This window comes from Fodinicola acaciae (genome assembly GCF_010993745.1).
In the GTDB taxonomy this organism is placed as follows: domain Bacteria; phylum Actinomycetota; class Actinomycetes; order Mycobacteriales; family HKI-0501; genus Fodinicola; species Fodinicola acaciae.
Genome location: NZ_WOTN01000002.1, coordinates 1311153 through 1324860 on the forward strand (window position 1 = coordinate 1311153; position 13708 = coordinate 1324860).

Sequence of the window (13708 nt, forward strand, 5' to 3'; positions counted from 1 at the left end):
GCCGGCTGCCAGCACCGGACGATGACCCACCATAGCGCTGCTATTTGGGCCATCGTCCGGCGCAGGCAGGCCGACGTTGGATCTCGACTCTCGAGCACCTGGATTTTGGAGACACGCCTTAAACCGGATCGGTTGCCGCGGTGGCCGGATGGAGCTCGACGGTCGTCGCGTACGGATCGCGGTGGCCGTCCGGCAGCCAGATCCGCGTGCCCTGCGGCGACTGCTGCCAACGCAGGTCGCGACCGTCCATGGCGCGGACGCGTGCGACGACCGGCAGGCGGACGTCAATGTCCACTGTGGACGACGGCGGCGAGCCTAGTACGGTCGCGTAGAGGCTCGATTTCGCCGTCGTGTAACGGATGTCCTGACCGTCGGTGGTGGCGCCCTTGGCACGGCGCCACGGCCGGCTGCCGTAGATGGCCTTTCCGTTCGTACGCAACCACCGCCCGAGACTCAGCAGCGGCACGGCCTGCCGCGCGACGATCTCACCTGTCTCGGTCGGTCCGACGTTGATGAGCAGGTTGCCGCCGGCGGCCACGATGTCGACGAAGAGGTGCAGCAACGCTCTCGCGTCCAGGTAGGTGCTGGCGTCCTCCTGGCGGTTGTAGCCAAACGAATAGCCGATGCCACGGCACGCCTCCCATTTCCGGCCTGCCGGCCCGTTGGTCTGCGCGTATTCCAACGTGACGAAGTCGGCGCGTGCCTTTCCGGTGCTCTGCCGGCCGACGTCGAAGCGGTCGTTGACAATGCCGTCCGGCACGGTTTTGGCGTACGCGCCGAAAAGCGCGTCGAGCCCATCATAGGGTTGGAAGCCGTAGTCGCTCCACAACACGCTCGGCCGATATTTGGCGATCAGCTCGCGCCAGTGAGCGTCCGCGTAGCGCAGATATTCCCTGCCGCGTGGCACAGCGGCGAAAAGCGACTCGCTGTCGACGATCGGAATGCCACCGAACGTCCAGTCCATCCCGGTCGAGTAGTATGTGCCGAAGCGGAGGCCGCGCTGCCGTACGGCCACCGCCAGCTCGCCGACGATGTCCCGGCCGGCCTGCCATTTCGCTTTGCGAGGATTGGCGTGCGCACTCGGCCAGAGCAGAAAACCATCCTCGGTCTTGGTCGTCAGCACGGCATATTTCGCGCCGTACAAACGAAACTGCTCGGCCCAGGCGGCCGGGTCGACGGCCGCGATCGACCGCAGGCGAAATCGCTCGACGAACGCGTCGTATGGCAGGCCGCCGTATTTTTCCTGGTGGTGCCGGCCGGTTTCACTGCCTGGCACCGCCATCGTGTTCTGATACATCTCGGCATACGGCAGCGCGCGCCACAGCTGTTGTTGCTGCCAGCGCGGCACGGAGCCGGGATCGCCGACGCTGGCGAGATTCGGCCGGACCAGCGGCGCGAATGCCGGAATGGACGCGGCGTTCCAGTGTATGAAGACGCCGAGTTTCGCGTCGTCATACCAGGAAGTCGAAGCGCTGGAGGGAATGGCCGTTGCCGCGATCCCGACCGCCGAAACTCCAAGAAATCCGCGCCGTGTCATCGGAAGCTGGGGGATATGCATAAGAAGTGACGATAGGATGGTGGTCCGTCGCGGAGAAAGCGCGATACGTCGGCCGATCGGCGACGATCGAAGTCTTGTGCTATCGACCGGAAGCTGGTAGGGCGTCCAACAGCCGCAAAGCGCGCAGTGACAGCTCGATGTCGAAGCGTTTGTTGGGATCCTGCAACCGGTCGCCGAACAGACCCTCCAGCTGGTGAAGGCGATAGCGTACGGTCTGCGGGTGGACGCCGAGCCGGGTGGCGATTTCCGGAGCACCGCTGTTGGTCTGCAGCCAGGCAAGCAGCGTCTCGGACAGCCGGAGCCGTTGTTTGTCGGTCAGTCCGGCCAGTGGCGCGAGCGCCTGGCTGGCGAGCGTACGCAGCAGCAGCTCGTCGGAAAGCATCAACAGCACGGAAAGATGGTCGGCGCAGTCGGTCACCGTGCGGTCCGGCAGTTGGCCGCGCTGCATCGCGTGCAGGGCGCGCTGGGCAAGCTGCCACGATTTCCTTGACTCGGCAGGAGAAACCGCCGGACCGACGACCGCGCGCCAGCCTGGCAGCTCGGCCGGCAGGTCGCCGGCGAACAGCCGCGGATCCTCGGCGATCAGGCACGGGTTGGTGCCTTCGAGGTCGACCAGCACGGCGTCGTCGAATGTCGGTGCCAGCTGCTCGCTGGCAGGTCGGCAGCGGTCCAACACCACCACGGAAAGGCGGTGCGGCAACGGCCAGTCCGCGGCGACAGCCAGATCCGCGAGTGCTTCCGGCGATGGCGGGGGATCGGCCAGCAACAGGTCGACCAGCCGCTTGCGACGACGGTGGATCGCGCCGGCCGTGCGCGCCTGCGCTGCCGTGTATCCTTCCACCGACAGCGTCGACAACTCTTCTATGTAAGCGAAAATCGACTCGGCCAGCAGGCAGAGAACGGCGGTCGGTACGCCGACCCGCTGGCACACCTCGGCCATCCGCCGCCACGCCGTACGCGCGCCGATCCGGTAGGCGGCCTGCAGGCTGTCCAGGCTGCGCCCCTCGCTGAACTCGAGTTTTCCCAGTGTGCGGAACAACTCCGCCTCGTCGGCCGGCAGGCCTTCGCGGCGGCCGAGCCGGTCGATGAACTGGACGATGGCCGACTCGACGCCGGCGGTGATGACCTCGCCGAACGGACCTTCCAGCGGACGCGCGTATTCCGGCACGCCGCGCTGGATCTCGCGGATGATGTCGCGCGCCGAGTCGGCCGCACGGGGCCGGAAAACCTTTCCGAGGTCAGCTGGCAACGCGGCCCACAGTCGGCGGGTGCGGTCCTCCCGCGCCGCGTCGGCCTCGATCCCGTTCGTCAGTCTCACCGCCATGGTGAACCAAATCTCCCCTGTGCACCTTATGCCAGGTACGTGGCGAGACTATTTTCCGATCAGCGGGAAGTCAATGCCTGCCGAGTCAGCCCAGACCCGGCATCCGCTTCTCCGCGATCCGCAGCGCGTACAACGGATGGTTGGCACCCAAGGCCGCTGGTGCCGCGTGATGCGAGTGTCCACTGTGGTCGGTCGGCCGGTGCACCGGTTCGGTGACCCACGGCACCAAAGTCTCACACAGCCTGGCGCGCTGGCGCTCCGACAACGCTCCGAGCGGCGTCGGCGACCGGTCGGTGGACGTGCGCCGGAGCAACGGATGCAGGTCGCACCAGATGACCGGCTGGTCGGCGAGTACGCCGCGGTCGGTCAGCTCCAAAGCACGGATCGCGGCGGCCCAGGACTCGCGCGCCGCCGTCACCGGCAGCAGTGGACCGACTACGATCCGGCGGATCTTTCCTTTGCTGGCAAGCCTCGACAGCGCGCGCGGCTCGGCGGTGATCAGCCGCGCCGGCGTGCTTTCGTCGTCGAACAGGCTGGAGTGGCCGGGGTCGAACTCGTCGCCTTCGACCAGGACGACGGAGATTTCCGCTGGCAGCGGCCATTGTGCGGCGGCCGCCAGGGCCAGCAGCACGTCGGCGTCCGGTGGCGATGGCGCTAGCAGCTGGCGGAGCAGCGTTCGCCGGAATGCGGGCAATTCCCGACCGGCCGGCGCGGTGATCGCGCGATAACCCTGTGCGGTGATGGTAAACAGCTCGTTCGCGTACCGATACGCCGCGTCACTCAGCTCGCACAAGGCGGCACCGGACAGGCCGAGCCGCTGGCACTCGCCGGACAGGTGCCGCCAGCCGATCCAGGCACCGGCCAGAAACGCGTTATGCACGGTTTCCAGGGAGAAACCGTCACGGGCCTGCTCGGATCCGAAGTGGCGCAGCCAGAAAACGTCTTCCGCGCGGCGTACGGCCGGATTCTCCAGTCGGTCGATGAAGCCGCTCAGCGCCTTTTCGATGACCTGTTGGCGAACACCGATCGACCGGGGCGCACGCCAGCATTCCGGCATCCGCTCGGCGAGGTGCGCGGCGATCTCGGCCGCCACCAGCGGAGCCTGCCGGCGTAGCGCGGCTGGCAGACGAAGCGAGACGACCTCTGCGACCGCGGGCTGCGCCATGGACCCCCTCCACCCGAAACGGCCCGAGCGGGGGAAGATTTTCGCTCGGAGCCAGGAAATCGTAAAATCGGCCGACAATCCGTGTCAACCTCGCAAAAAGCGCGCGGGCCTGCGGACGTCCGACGGGTGGAAACCACGCAGTGTGGTGCGGGATCCGGGGACGAATGTGTGTCCCCGGATGACAAAAACTACGGTACGAGCACGAGCTTGCCGCGGGTGTGCCGCTTCTCCAGCTCGCGGAAGGCGTCCTGGACCCGCTCGAGCGGATACGTCGCGGCCACCGGAATCTTCAGCTTTCCGGCCACGATCAGCTCGGCGAGCTCGGCCAGTACGTCCGCCGTCGAGGCCGCCGCGTTGCCGTCGGCCTTCACACCGTGCTTCTCCACCGCGGCGAAGTTGATGATGGTGTCGACTCGTTCCGGCCGTACGCCGAGCTCCTCGACCGCGATGTCGACGTAGTCGGCGCCGTACGTGTCGATGAACGCGTCGAGCTTGCCGCCGGCCGCTGCCAGAATGCGCTGCGCGACGCCTTCGCCGTACGCGACCGGGACCACGGCGTGCTCGGTCAACCAGCTGTGATTCGCTTCACCGGCAATGCCGATCACGCTCGCGCCGGCGTTACGTGCGAGCTGCACGACGACCGAGCCGACGCCGCCGGCCGCGCCGGAGACGGCGACCGTGTCGCCCGGCTTGAGGTTGACCGCGGCCACCGCGGCGTACGCCGTCGTGCCGACGACATAAAGTCCGCCGGCAGCCTCCCAGGACACGTCGGCCGGCTTCGGTGTCACGTTGGCCGCTTCGACCACCGTGTATTCGGCGTGACTGCTGCGATTTTCGACGAAGCCGATCACCTCGTCGCCGACGTTGATGCCGGACACTCCGTCGCCGGTCGCGGCGACGACGCCGGCCAGATCACTGCCTTGCCCACTGGGAAAGGTCGCCGGCCAGCGCTCGTGCAGGGCGCCCTTGCGGATCATCGCCTCGCCGGGGTTGATCCCGGCGGCCTTCACCTCGACGAGCAGCTGTCCCGGCCCCGGCGTCGGCCGCGGCACGTCGACCACCTGAAGCACGTCGATGTCACCGTATTCGCGGAACCTGACCGCTTTGGTCATGTCGGTCTCCTTTGCGTCCGTACTCGTGGACGGCAAACAGCGACCGGCGGCGAATCATTCCCCGAGGGTGACGCCGTTAAAGCGTCACCCTCGGCGGGGTTGTCAGTGCTTGAACTTCTTGATGGAGGAATCCTTGGCCGTACGGTCGGAGAGCGCCTGCGCGCGCGTGATCCAGTCGGCCACCGAGAGCTGTTTGTTCATCAGCAGGCCGGTGTTCTGGCCGATCTGCTTGGCCATCGGGCCGTACCAGGTGGCGACCTTCGGCTGGATGGTGTTGTCGCCGGCCGCTTTCAGTGCCGCGTCGGCCGACTTGACGCCAGGTGGGAGGTTGCCGCCCCCGGCGTCCTGAACGCAGGTCAGCGCGCTCACCTTCTGCGAGAAGTTTTGCGCCTGTGCCTTGGAAAGCATGACGCGCAGGAACTCAAGGCCGCCGAGCTGGTTCTTCGCGTCCTTCGGCACGACGAACATCTCGGTGGAGGACGACCAGATGGTGCCGTACGGAAGTTTGTCGGCGGCGGAAACCGACGGCGGCGCCTGTACGGCCATGCCGAAGTCGGCCGGCGTGGTGCTCTTCGACTCGTTCTCCACCCACGAGCCGTTGGGAATGAACGCCGCTTTTCCTTGGTTCCACGCGGTTTGCGACTCGATGTGGGTCAGTCCCGCGCTGCCGGCCAGCACATATCCCTTGGCGGCCAGCTCGGCGTAGGGCTCCAGCGCCGACTTGACCGCCGGATTCTTCCACGCGTTGGGCTCGAGGTTGTCGATGGCGATCATCGCCTCTTTGCCGCCGACCTTGGCGATCTGCGTCCACAGCGAGAAATGCATGTAGTCCGGATACTTGCCGGCGTACGTCCAGCCGGCGATGCCTGCTTTCTTGAGCTTTTCGCAGGCTGCCAGCATCTCCTGCCAGGTCTGCGGCGGCGTGATGCCCTGCTTCTGCAGCAACGTCGAGGAATACCAGATGCCGTAGACGGCCTGCACGTAGTTGAGCGCGTAAACCTCCTTGCCGCCGTACTGGCCGTTTTCGACGATCCCCGGCCGCAGCGTGTCGCGTACTTTCTTGTTGGGATCGTCAAGAGACGGCGCGTCGAGCAGCGGTGTGAGGTCGGCGAGCTGACCCTTGCTGGTCAACGCGTTCATGTCCATGCTCTGCGCGCCGGAGTTGTCGATCACGTCCGGCGGGTTGCCGCCGACGAAACGCGGCGCGAGCTGCTGCTGGATCTGTTGCGTGCCGGTGTGTTTGATGGTCGCCTTCGGATATTTCTTCTTGTACGAGTTCTCCGCGTCGATCGCGTACTGGTCGCCGTAGCCGCCCTTGAAGATGACCACGTCCAGCGGTCCGTCTTCCTTGACACCGAGCGGGTTTTCCTTGCTGACCGCGCCCTTCAGCTGACCGCCGCCGGAGCCAGAACCGCCGCCGGCCGCGCAGGCGTCCAGCACGGCGACTCCGGGGACGGCTAACGCGCCGAGTGCGGCCGCACGGCCGAGCAGGGTTCGCCGGGACACGTTGGTCGGTTCTGCCATCTCGTACTCCTCGTGCCTCCGGAAGCTTTTTGACCTGGCCTCCGTGTGGTGGAAAACATAATGCCGCTCGTGGCCGGTACGCGTCAGGCATTGCCAGGTGTTGACCGTTCCCGGACGTGAACATGACCGCGCGGCTCGTGACCGGTCGTGGCAGACTGCCGGCAAATAGTCGTGAATGCGAGGTGAGAACGATTCAGCTCCTGCTCGTGGTGGTCGGCGCCATCGCGGTCGCGGCAATCGCCAACCGGCGCGGCATGCAGCCGTCACTGGTCGTCGTCATCCTGGCGGCGGCCGTCTCCTTCGTCCCCGGCCTGCCGCGTTTCACGCTGCCGCCGGAGCTGATCCTCGGCGTGGTGCTGCCGCCGCTGCTCTATTCGGCCGCGCTGGACTTCTCGTTTGTGAGTTTTGCGCGCAACCTGCGGCCGATCCTGTCGCTTGGTGTCGCGTTGGTGCTGGTGTCCACCTTCGCCACCGGACTGGTCGCGTGGTGGGTCGTGCCGGGACTCGCGTTCGCGCCGGCGCTGGTGCTCGGTGCGGTGGTGGCGCCGACCGACGCGGTCGCCGCGATCGCGGTCGGCAAGCAGCTCAGCCTGCCGAAGAAGCTGATGGCGATCCTGACCGGCGAGAGCCTGGTCAACGACGCCGCCGCGTTGACGATCTTCACGCTGACCGTCACGGCGGTGACCGGCGGCGCGACGGCGGCCGGCGGCCCGGTCGGTCTTTTCGCGTACGAGGTGGTCGCCGGCGTGCTGGTCGGACTCGCGGTCGGCGGTTTCGTCATCCAGATCCGCCGGCGACTGCTGGACAGCGGGTTGGAGACGGCCTTCGGCTTGGTCGTGCCGTTCGCCGCGTACCTGGTCGCCGAGCAGGTGCACGGCTCTGGCGTACTGGCCGTCGTCGCCGCCGGTTTCATGCTTGGCCACAACGAAACCAGTGCCGGATTCGCGACGCGGCTGCAGGGGCGCGGTGTGTGGCAGAGCGCGGACGTGTTGTTGGAGTCGTTTGTTTTCGCTTACATGGGGCTGCAGACGCGGTTTGTCTTCGAGGATCTGGCCACTGCCGGCATCGACTGGCGCGATTTCGTACTCGGCGCGGCGATCCTGTTGCTCGTGGTGATCCTCGTGCGGCCGTTGTGGGTTTTCCTCACGTACGGAAACAGCGTGCTGCTGCGCAGAATCACGCGGCGAAAGCTGCCGGATGCGTTGCCATGGCGTTACGCGGTGGTGATTTCGTGGTCGGGAATGCGTGGCGTCGTGACGCTGGCGGCGGCCGCCGGCATCCCGACCGTCATCGCCAACGGCCAGCCTTTTCCCGGCAGAGCACTGATCCAGGCGCTGGCGTTCGTGCTGGCGATCGGCACTCTGCTCGCACAGAGTCCGACCCTGCCGATGCTCATCCGGCGGCTGCGGATCTCCGCGCCGGAGGAGCAGCGGCGGCAGAGCGAGGCCGTACGAAAGGCACGGAAAATCGCCCGTGACGCCACCAGCCGCGCATTGGCGCAGGCGATGAAACACCCACCGGAAGGCGCCGATCCGAAAATGATGGAACGGTTTGCCAGCCGGATGCGCGCGGCGCTGGCCGAACGACAGCGGGGCTCGGACGCCGACGCGGTCGAGGCCGCGGAGAATTCCACCGCCCGTGCGACGATGTGGGTCGTACGCCAGGAACTGCTTGCCGCGCAACGTAAAGCGCTCATCCGAGCGCGCGACGAGCGTAAGCTCGATGACGATGTGTTACGGCGGGAGCTGGAACGCCTCGATTACGAGGAGGCGGCCGCCGCCACTTCGATGGAATGAGCCGGCGCGTTACAGAAAATACAAAATGTTGGCGATCACACAGAATCCGCCGGCCGGCCGGAGCGTCGCCTAATCTTCGCCTTGATGAGGATCAGCGTGGCGACCGGCCTGACGCCGCCGGTCGACCGGGGGATGGCCGAGTTGCGCGCGTACGAGCGGGCCGGCTGCTACGACGCGGTCTTTCTGCCCGACGATCCGGAAATTCTGGACGTTTTCGCCACGATGGCGGCTGCCGGCATGGTGACCGAGCGGATTCGTTTCGGCACCGCGGTCAGCGATGTGATCCGGCGCCATCCGGTGTTGCTCGCGCACCAGGCGGTGACCATCGACCACCTGACCCGCGGCCGGCTGATCCTCGGCGTCGGTGCCGGCAAGGCGGAGAACCTGCTGCCATACGGTTTCGACCTGGCGCGGCCGGTGGACCGGCTGGCGGAGGCGCTCACTGTCGTCCGCAAGCTCTGGCGGGGCACCGAGCCGGTCGACTTCGACGGCGAGTTTTACCAGCTCAGAGGCGCCGAGAGCGCGCTGAGGCCGTACACTCCGGGCGGTCCGCCGGTGTGGATCGGCGCGCAGGGTGCGCTGATGCTCGACCTGGTCGGCCAGCACGCCGACGGGTGGCTGCCGGCGCTGATGCCGGTCGACGCGTACGAGGACGCCATGGACGAGATCGACGACGCCGCGCTGGCCGCCGGTCGCAACCCGTCGTCGATCACGCGCGCGCTGTTTCCGGTCATCGCGCTGACCGACGACCGGGACCAGCGGCCGGTCACCGATCTCACGTTCGACAAGCGGACGCAGGCGTCGGCGATGTGCGGCACGGTCGACCAGGTGGAGGAGCGGCTGCGCGCATACGAGAAGGCCGGCTGCGAGCACGTGGTGATGGTCAACCTGACCCCGGTCGCGTACCCGGACCAGGCCGCGCACGCCGGCGGCCTCTTCGACACCCTGGCCAGCCGCTTCGCCTGACGGCGTTTTGCCCGATTGCCGCTTTGTTGACGCTCTGAATCGGTGCAGCAGGTCAAGAAGGTGACAATCGGTCGGCGCCGGGCGGGGTCCGATTGTCACCTGGCGAAGCATCAGTGCTGGTCAGGCGGATGCGGCGCTAGGTAGCCTCGATGATGGCGGCCCCGGCGAGCAGGTCGGCCTCGGTGTCGGGAGCGCCGACAAGCTGCACCGACGCGTACGGAAACGCGCCATCGGCCGGCACGCACACGGCCGGCAGGCCGGTGCCGTTGACCGCCCCGTTGGCATGCGGGAAGCGCGAGCCGGCGGCGCTGACCAGCGGTGGCGCATCCAACACGGCCGGCAGCGCGATGACGACCCCTGGCCGCAACAGCGCCACCAGCTTCGCGCGCCACACCGACAACATCTCGCGAGCCGCGGCCTGCGCCTCGGCCGAGACCGTCGAGCCGAAGTCCCAGGCCTCGGCGACCGCAGGGTCCACTGTGGACAGTCCGGCCACCAGCGGCCGTTGCACGGCGTACGCCTCGGCGTCGCTGAGCGTGCCGGCGGCGATGCCGATGTCCCACCACTGCGGCAGCGCGAGATCGCGCACCTCGAAGTCGGCCAGCGCCTTGTCGACGGCGGCGTCGATCTCCGGATGGACGCTGCGTCCCGGGGTACGCAGCCGCAGCACCACCCGCGGCGGCTCGCCGGCGGCCTCGTCCGGCACCAGCCAGCCATAGCCGAGCCGCAGGCCGGCGACATCGCGAGCGAGTACGCCGACGGTGTCGCAGGTCGGCGACAGCGGAAAGACACCGTCGAGCGGCACCTTGCCGTTCGTCGGCTTCAGCGCGGCCACGCCACAGGCAGCGGCCGGGATGCGGACCGATCCGGTCGTGTCGGTGCCGTACGCGACATCCGCCGCACCGGTGGCGACCGCGACGGCCGAGCCGCTGGACGATCCACCGGGCACCCGCAGCGGATCGATCGGGTTGACCGGCGTGCCAAAAGTCGGGTTGATGCCGCTCGCGCTGTGGCACAGCTCGGAAAGGTTGGTCTTGCCGACGACCGTCACACCGGCCGCGCGGGCGCCGGCCAGGCAGGCCGCGTCCTTCGTCGCGGGCTCGGCGCCAAGCCGCGGATTTCCCACTGTGGTCGGCAAACCGGCCACGTCGATGCAGTCCTTGACGGCCAGCCGCAGACCGGCCGGACCCGGCCGCACCTCGCCGATGAAGCTCATTTCGTGGCCCAGTGAAAGGTGATCGCGGCCAGCGCGGTCGCCCCGATGCGTGCGTAGTTGATCCGGTGCCAGCGTGCCACGGCTTCGTCCGATGTGGACTCGCCTTTGAGCATCGGCACGTTGACCGTACGCACCAGATAACCGGTCATGCCGACCGCGGCCGCCGTGCTCGCCGCACTCGCCACGATCGCCGTTTTGTTTCCCGTACGCCATTTCCGTGCCAACGCGACACTGGTGGCGCCGATGGCAAACGGCGCAATCGGCGCGAAATACCGTAAAGGCGAGCCGACCGCGAGCAATCCCGGCGAGCGGCGTTCCCGCGCCGCGACCAGCAACTCCGGCACGCCGGCGGCGGCTTCGTAGACATTTCCGCACAACCAGGCGGCCTGTCCGAGCTTGCCGAGCGTCCGCCACATCCGCGCCTCCAGTGACCCAACCAGATGTCCTCGGATTGGATCCTAGAGGTCGCGTAGACAGGGGAGCGGGCGATAGCTGGATCTCGACTCTCACCCGCTCCTCTGTCTGCGCGACCTCTTAATGATCCGCCGCCGCCTCGATACGGTGTGGAGCATGGCAGATCTGGACAGGGCGATCCGCAACGCGGCGACTTTTTGGACCGCGCAGGCGCAGGCGCGCGGAAACGAGCTCGTCATGCGCGACGGTTTGCTTGTCGCCAACGGTACGAAACGTGCCGGCCAGCGCATTATGGTGCTGTCGCCGGACACGCGCACGGATGACATCGCCGCGGTGCTCGTGCCGACCGGCCGTGCGGTCGTGGAAGACGCATACAGCACACTCGATCTCAGCCGTCTCGGCCTGACCTCACGGCAACTGCCGGTGATGATCCGCGATCCGGCCCCGGTCCCCGAGCCGTCACGTGAGGTCACCAAAGTCGAGTCGGTCGACCAGCTCGAGCTGGCCGAGCGGATGATCGTGCACGGCTTCAGCCTTGAGCAGTTCCAGCCGTACGAGCCCGGCGAGGTGTTTCCGAAGAGCCTGCTCGACCGGCCGGAGTTCGAGGTCTTTCTGGCCGGCGAGGCCGGCGCGTGCATTGCGGTGCACAGCGGTGACGCCAGTGGCGTCTATTACGTGACGACCATGCCGGAACATCGTTCGCGTGGCATCGGGCGCGCGCTCATGCACGCGATGCTCGCACGCACCGAGTTGCCGATGACGTTGACAGCGTCGACCTCCGGCCGGCCACTCTATGACTCGCTCGGCTTCCGTACGGTCAATCTTTCGACGTGGTGGTCTCGCGCCTAGCGCGCAGCACGGCGTCGCGGATTTCGATGCCATGGTGCGTACGCGCCGGCGCGGCTGCCGTGACGATCGTCCAGTCGTCGGAGAGAAGCGCGGCAACGTCCTCGGCCGTGTAGTAGGCGTCGGCGAACTGCGGCCGTTCCACGTGCGTCTCCAGGTCCGACGGATGGTGGCCGACGATCAGCAGCGTGCCACCGGGAGCGACCGCGTCGGCGAGCCGGCGAAACAGCGGATCGCGTACGGCCGGCGGAAAATGCACGAAGTGCGCGGTGACCAGGTCGTACGCGCCAGCTCCCGGTGTCCAGGAGCGCAGGTCGTGCTGCTGCCAGGAGATCTCCAGGTCACCGGCCGCCTCGGCGGCGCGGCGCAGCCCGGCCGCCGCGAAGTCGACGGCAGTGACCTGCCAGCCACGGCTGGCCAGCCAGATCGCGTCGCCGCCGCTGCCGCAGCCGGCGTCCAGCGCGCGACCCGGCGTGAGGCCGGAGACCTCGTCGACCAGCGACGGATTGGGGTTGCCACTCCAGGCGTTTTCCCCGGACGAATAGCGCTCTTCCCAGTATGCCGCGTCAAACTGTTCGGAAATGTCGTGTGTCATGCGTGCATGATGCGCCGGCCATTCCGGAAAGCGCCAATCCTGTTGCCGGAATGGCAACTATTCCAGGGCCAGGAAGACCCATTTCTGGCCCTCGGCCAGGCCGGCGAGCTCACGGCCGGCCTCGGCGAGCACTCCGTTGGCCGACAGGATGTGCTGCGTGCCGGCGTGCATGTCGCGAAACAGCCGCTGCATGACGCCGTCGCACAGTGCGCTCGTGCCGCCGTTCTTGTACGCCCACTGGCTGACTTCCTGCGTCGTCCAGGTGATGTTGGTCAGCGCGATCCGCAGCAGCGTACGCTGCCGGGTCGTCAGCTGGTCGCCGGCGCTGAGCGTGTTCCACACGTCGTGCCAGGTCTCGAACACCAGCGCTGCGGCAGCCCGGAACTTTCCCTCCATGGTGCCGAAACCGAGGTGGAAATGCTCGCTGCTGGCGAGCTGGCCGGGTCGGCCGGCCTTCTTCCGCGCCGAGGCCGCCAGCTCGTCGAGGATCCGCCGGCCGATGCCGAGCGTCCAGCCGGAGTGGCAGATCAACGCGATCTGCACGACGCCGAGGTCGTAGAACGGACCACCGCGTGTCGACCCTTCGACCAGTCCGTCGTGCGACCAGCCCGGCGGGATGAAGACGTCCGTCATCGTGTAGTCGATGCTGCCGGTCGCCACCAGGCCGAGCACGTCCCAGTTGTCGATCAGCGTCGCTTTTTCCAGCGGCGCAACGCAGACGCGAAACTGCTCGGTGTCGGTCGTGACGACCGCATTGTGCGTGTAGCTGGCGTGCTTGATGCCAGACGCGAAACTCCACGAGCCGCTGATGTCATAGCCGCCGTCGCGCGGCACCGCCGTGCCAGGACGCGTGCCTTGTCCGCCGAGCACCGGAAAACGCTCGCCGGCGAACAGCTCGGCGACGGCCTCGTCGCCGAGATACGCGCCGGCCGTGCCGGTTTCCAACGCGGTGGCGGCGAGGACCCAGCCGGCGGACGGCTGTGCGTAGCTCAACGCCTCGAGGACGCGCAGCGCCGAGATCGGGTCGAGCTCGCTGCCGCCGAGCGAACGCGGCACCCACATGCCGTAGAGGCCGCGCTCGTGGTAGGCCGCGTCGATGTCGTCGGTCAGCCGGCCCAACCGTTCACATTCCGCGGCTCGCTCGTCCAGCAGCGGCTGCAGCTCACGCGCCTGCTTGACCAGGTCGGACATC

12 protein-coding genes are annotated in these 13708 nt (G+C 67.5%); 3 read left to right on the forward strand and 9 right to left on the reverse strand.

The features are described from left to right. Nucleotides 1-118: 118 nt before the first annotated feature. From GNX95_RS21390 to ngcE, 5 genes are all read right to left on the reverse strand, one after another. Nucleotides 119-1537, reverse strand: coding sequence for an alpha-L-fucosidase (locus GNX95_RS21390; protein WP_163509169.1), 1419 nt, complete (start codon nt 1535-1537; stop codon nt 119-121). Between the two features lie 100 nt (nt 1538-1637). Then, nucleotides 1638-2876 (reverse strand): PucR family transcriptional regulator, encoded by a 1239-nt coding sequence (locus GNX95_RS21395; protein ID WP_222853799.1) that lies wholly within the window; start codon nt 2874-2876, stop codon nt 1638-1640. A 91-nt stretch (nt 2877-2967) separates the two neighbouring features. Beyond that, on the reverse strand, nt 2968-4047 hold the full coding sequence (locus GNX95_RS21400) for a PucR-like N-terminal domain-containing protein (protein WP_163509171.1): 1080 nt from the start codon (nt 4045-4047) through the stop codon (nt 2968-2970). 188 nt (nt 4048-4235) lie between these two features. Next, nucleotides 4236-5159, reverse strand: coding sequence for an NADP-dependent oxidoreductase (locus tag GNX95_RS21405; RefSeq protein ID WP_163509172.1), 924 nt, complete (start codon nt 5157-5159; stop codon nt 4236-4238). Between the two features lie 102 nt (nt 5160-5261). After that, a complete protein-coding gene (gene ngcE, locus GNX95_RS21410) occupies nt 5262-6683 on the reverse strand; it encodes an N-acetylglucosamine/diacetylchitobiose ABC transporter substrate-binding protein (RefSeq protein WP_163509173.1) in 1422 nt (473 codons plus the stop codon). 182 nt (nt 6684-6865) lie between these two features. Here ngcE and GNX95_RS21415 point away from each other — a divergent pair, with 182 nt between their 5' ends. Beyond that, entirely contained in the window at nt 6866-8479 is a 1614-nt protein-coding gene (locus GNX95_RS21415) for a Na+/H+ antiporter (RefSeq protein ID WP_246281692.1), read from the forward strand. An 81-nt stretch (nt 8480-8560) separates the two neighbouring features. Beyond that, nucleotides 8561-9445: an LLM class flavin-dependent oxidoreductase gene (locus GNX95_RS21420; protein ID WP_281356935.1), complete on the forward strand. Its 885-nt coding sequence runs from the start codon at nt 8561-8563 to the stop codon at nt 9443-9445. 136 nt (nt 9446-9581) lie between these two features. On the opposite strand, the gene GNX95_RS21425 is transcribed toward GNX95_RS21420, so the two are convergent. Further along, nucleotides 9582-10661 carry an amidase gene (locus tag GNX95_RS21425; protein WP_163509176.1) on the reverse strand — a complete coding sequence of 360 codons (1080 nt, stop codon included), beginning with the start codon at nt 10659-10661 and terminating at the stop codon, nt 9582-9584. Then, nucleotides 10658-11077 carry a DUF1772 domain-containing protein gene (locus GNX95_RS21430; protein ID WP_163509177.1) on the reverse strand — a complete coding sequence of 140 codons (420 nt, stop codon included), beginning with the start codon at nt 11075-11077 and terminating at the stop codon, nt 10658-10660. Before GNX95_RS21430 ends, GNX95_RS21425 begins: the two co-directional genes overlap by 4 nt. A 154-nt stretch (nt 11078-11231) precedes the next feature. Between GNX95_RS21430 and GNX95_RS21435 the strand changes: the two genes are divergently transcribed. Beyond that, nucleotides 11232-11924 (forward strand): GNAT family N-acetyltransferase, encoded by a 693-nt coding sequence (locus GNX95_RS21435; RefSeq protein ID WP_163509178.1) that lies wholly within the window; start codon nt 11232-11234, stop codon nt 11922-11924. On the opposite strand, the gene GNX95_RS21440 is transcribed toward GNX95_RS21435, so the two are convergent. Both GNX95_RS21440 and GNX95_RS21445 read right to left on the reverse strand, forming a co-directional pair. Further along, complete coding sequence (locus GNX95_RS21440; protein ID WP_163509179.1) at nt 11893-12516, reverse strand: class I SAM-dependent methyltransferase; 624 nt, start codon at nt 12514-12516, stop codon at nt 11893-11895. The genes GNX95_RS21435 and GNX95_RS21440 overlap by 32 nt on opposite strands. A gap of 57 nt (nt 12517-12573) precedes the next feature. Then, entirely contained in the window at nt 12574-13707 is a 1134-nt protein-coding gene (locus GNX95_RS21445) for an acyl-CoA dehydrogenase family protein (RefSeq protein WP_163509180.1), read from the reverse strand. Nucleotide 13708 lies beyond the last annotated feature (1 nt).

What these genes read in the sequence shown, in the direction of transcription:
- GNX95_RS21390 (WP_163509169.1), bottom strand. Translation starts at nt 1,537, where the DNA reads ATGACACGGCGCGGATTTCTTGGAGTTTCGGCGGTCGGGATCGCGGCA.
- GNX95_RS21400 (WP_163509171.1), bottom strand. Translation starts at nt 4,047, where the DNA reads ATGGCGCAGCCCGCGGTCGCAGAGGTCGTCTCGCTTCGTCTGCCAGCC.
- GNX95_RS21405 (WP_163509172.1), bottom strand. Translation starts at nt 5,159, where the DNA reads ATGACCAAAGCGGTCAGGTTCCGCGAATACGGTGACATCGACGTGCTT.
- ngcE (WP_163509173.1), bottom strand. Translation starts at nt 6,683, where the DNA reads ATGGCAGAACCGACCAACGTGTCCCGGCGAACCCTGCTCGGCCGTGCG.
- GNX95_RS21425 (WP_163509176.1), bottom strand. Translation starts at nt 10,661, where the DNA reads ATGAGCTTCATCGGCGAGGTGCGGCCGGGTCCGGCCGGTCTGCGGCTG.
- GNX95_RS21430 (WP_163509177.1), bottom strand. Translation starts at nt 11,077, where the DNA reads ATGTGGCGGACGCTCGGCAAGCTCGGACAGGCCGCCTGGTTGTGCGGA.
- GNX95_RS21435 (WP_163509178.1), top strand. Translation starts at nt 11,232, where the DNA reads ATGGCAGATCTGGACAGGGCGATCCGCAACGCGGCGACTTTTTGGACC.
- GNX95_RS21440 (WP_163509179.1), bottom strand. Translation starts at nt 12,516, where the DNA reads ATGACACACGACATTTCCGAACAGTTTGACGCGGCATACTGGGAAGAG.
- GNX95_RS21445 (WP_163509180.1), bottom strand. Translation starts at nt 13,707, where the DNA reads ATGTCCGACCTGGTCAAGCAGGCGCGTGAGCTGCAGCCGCTGCTGGAC.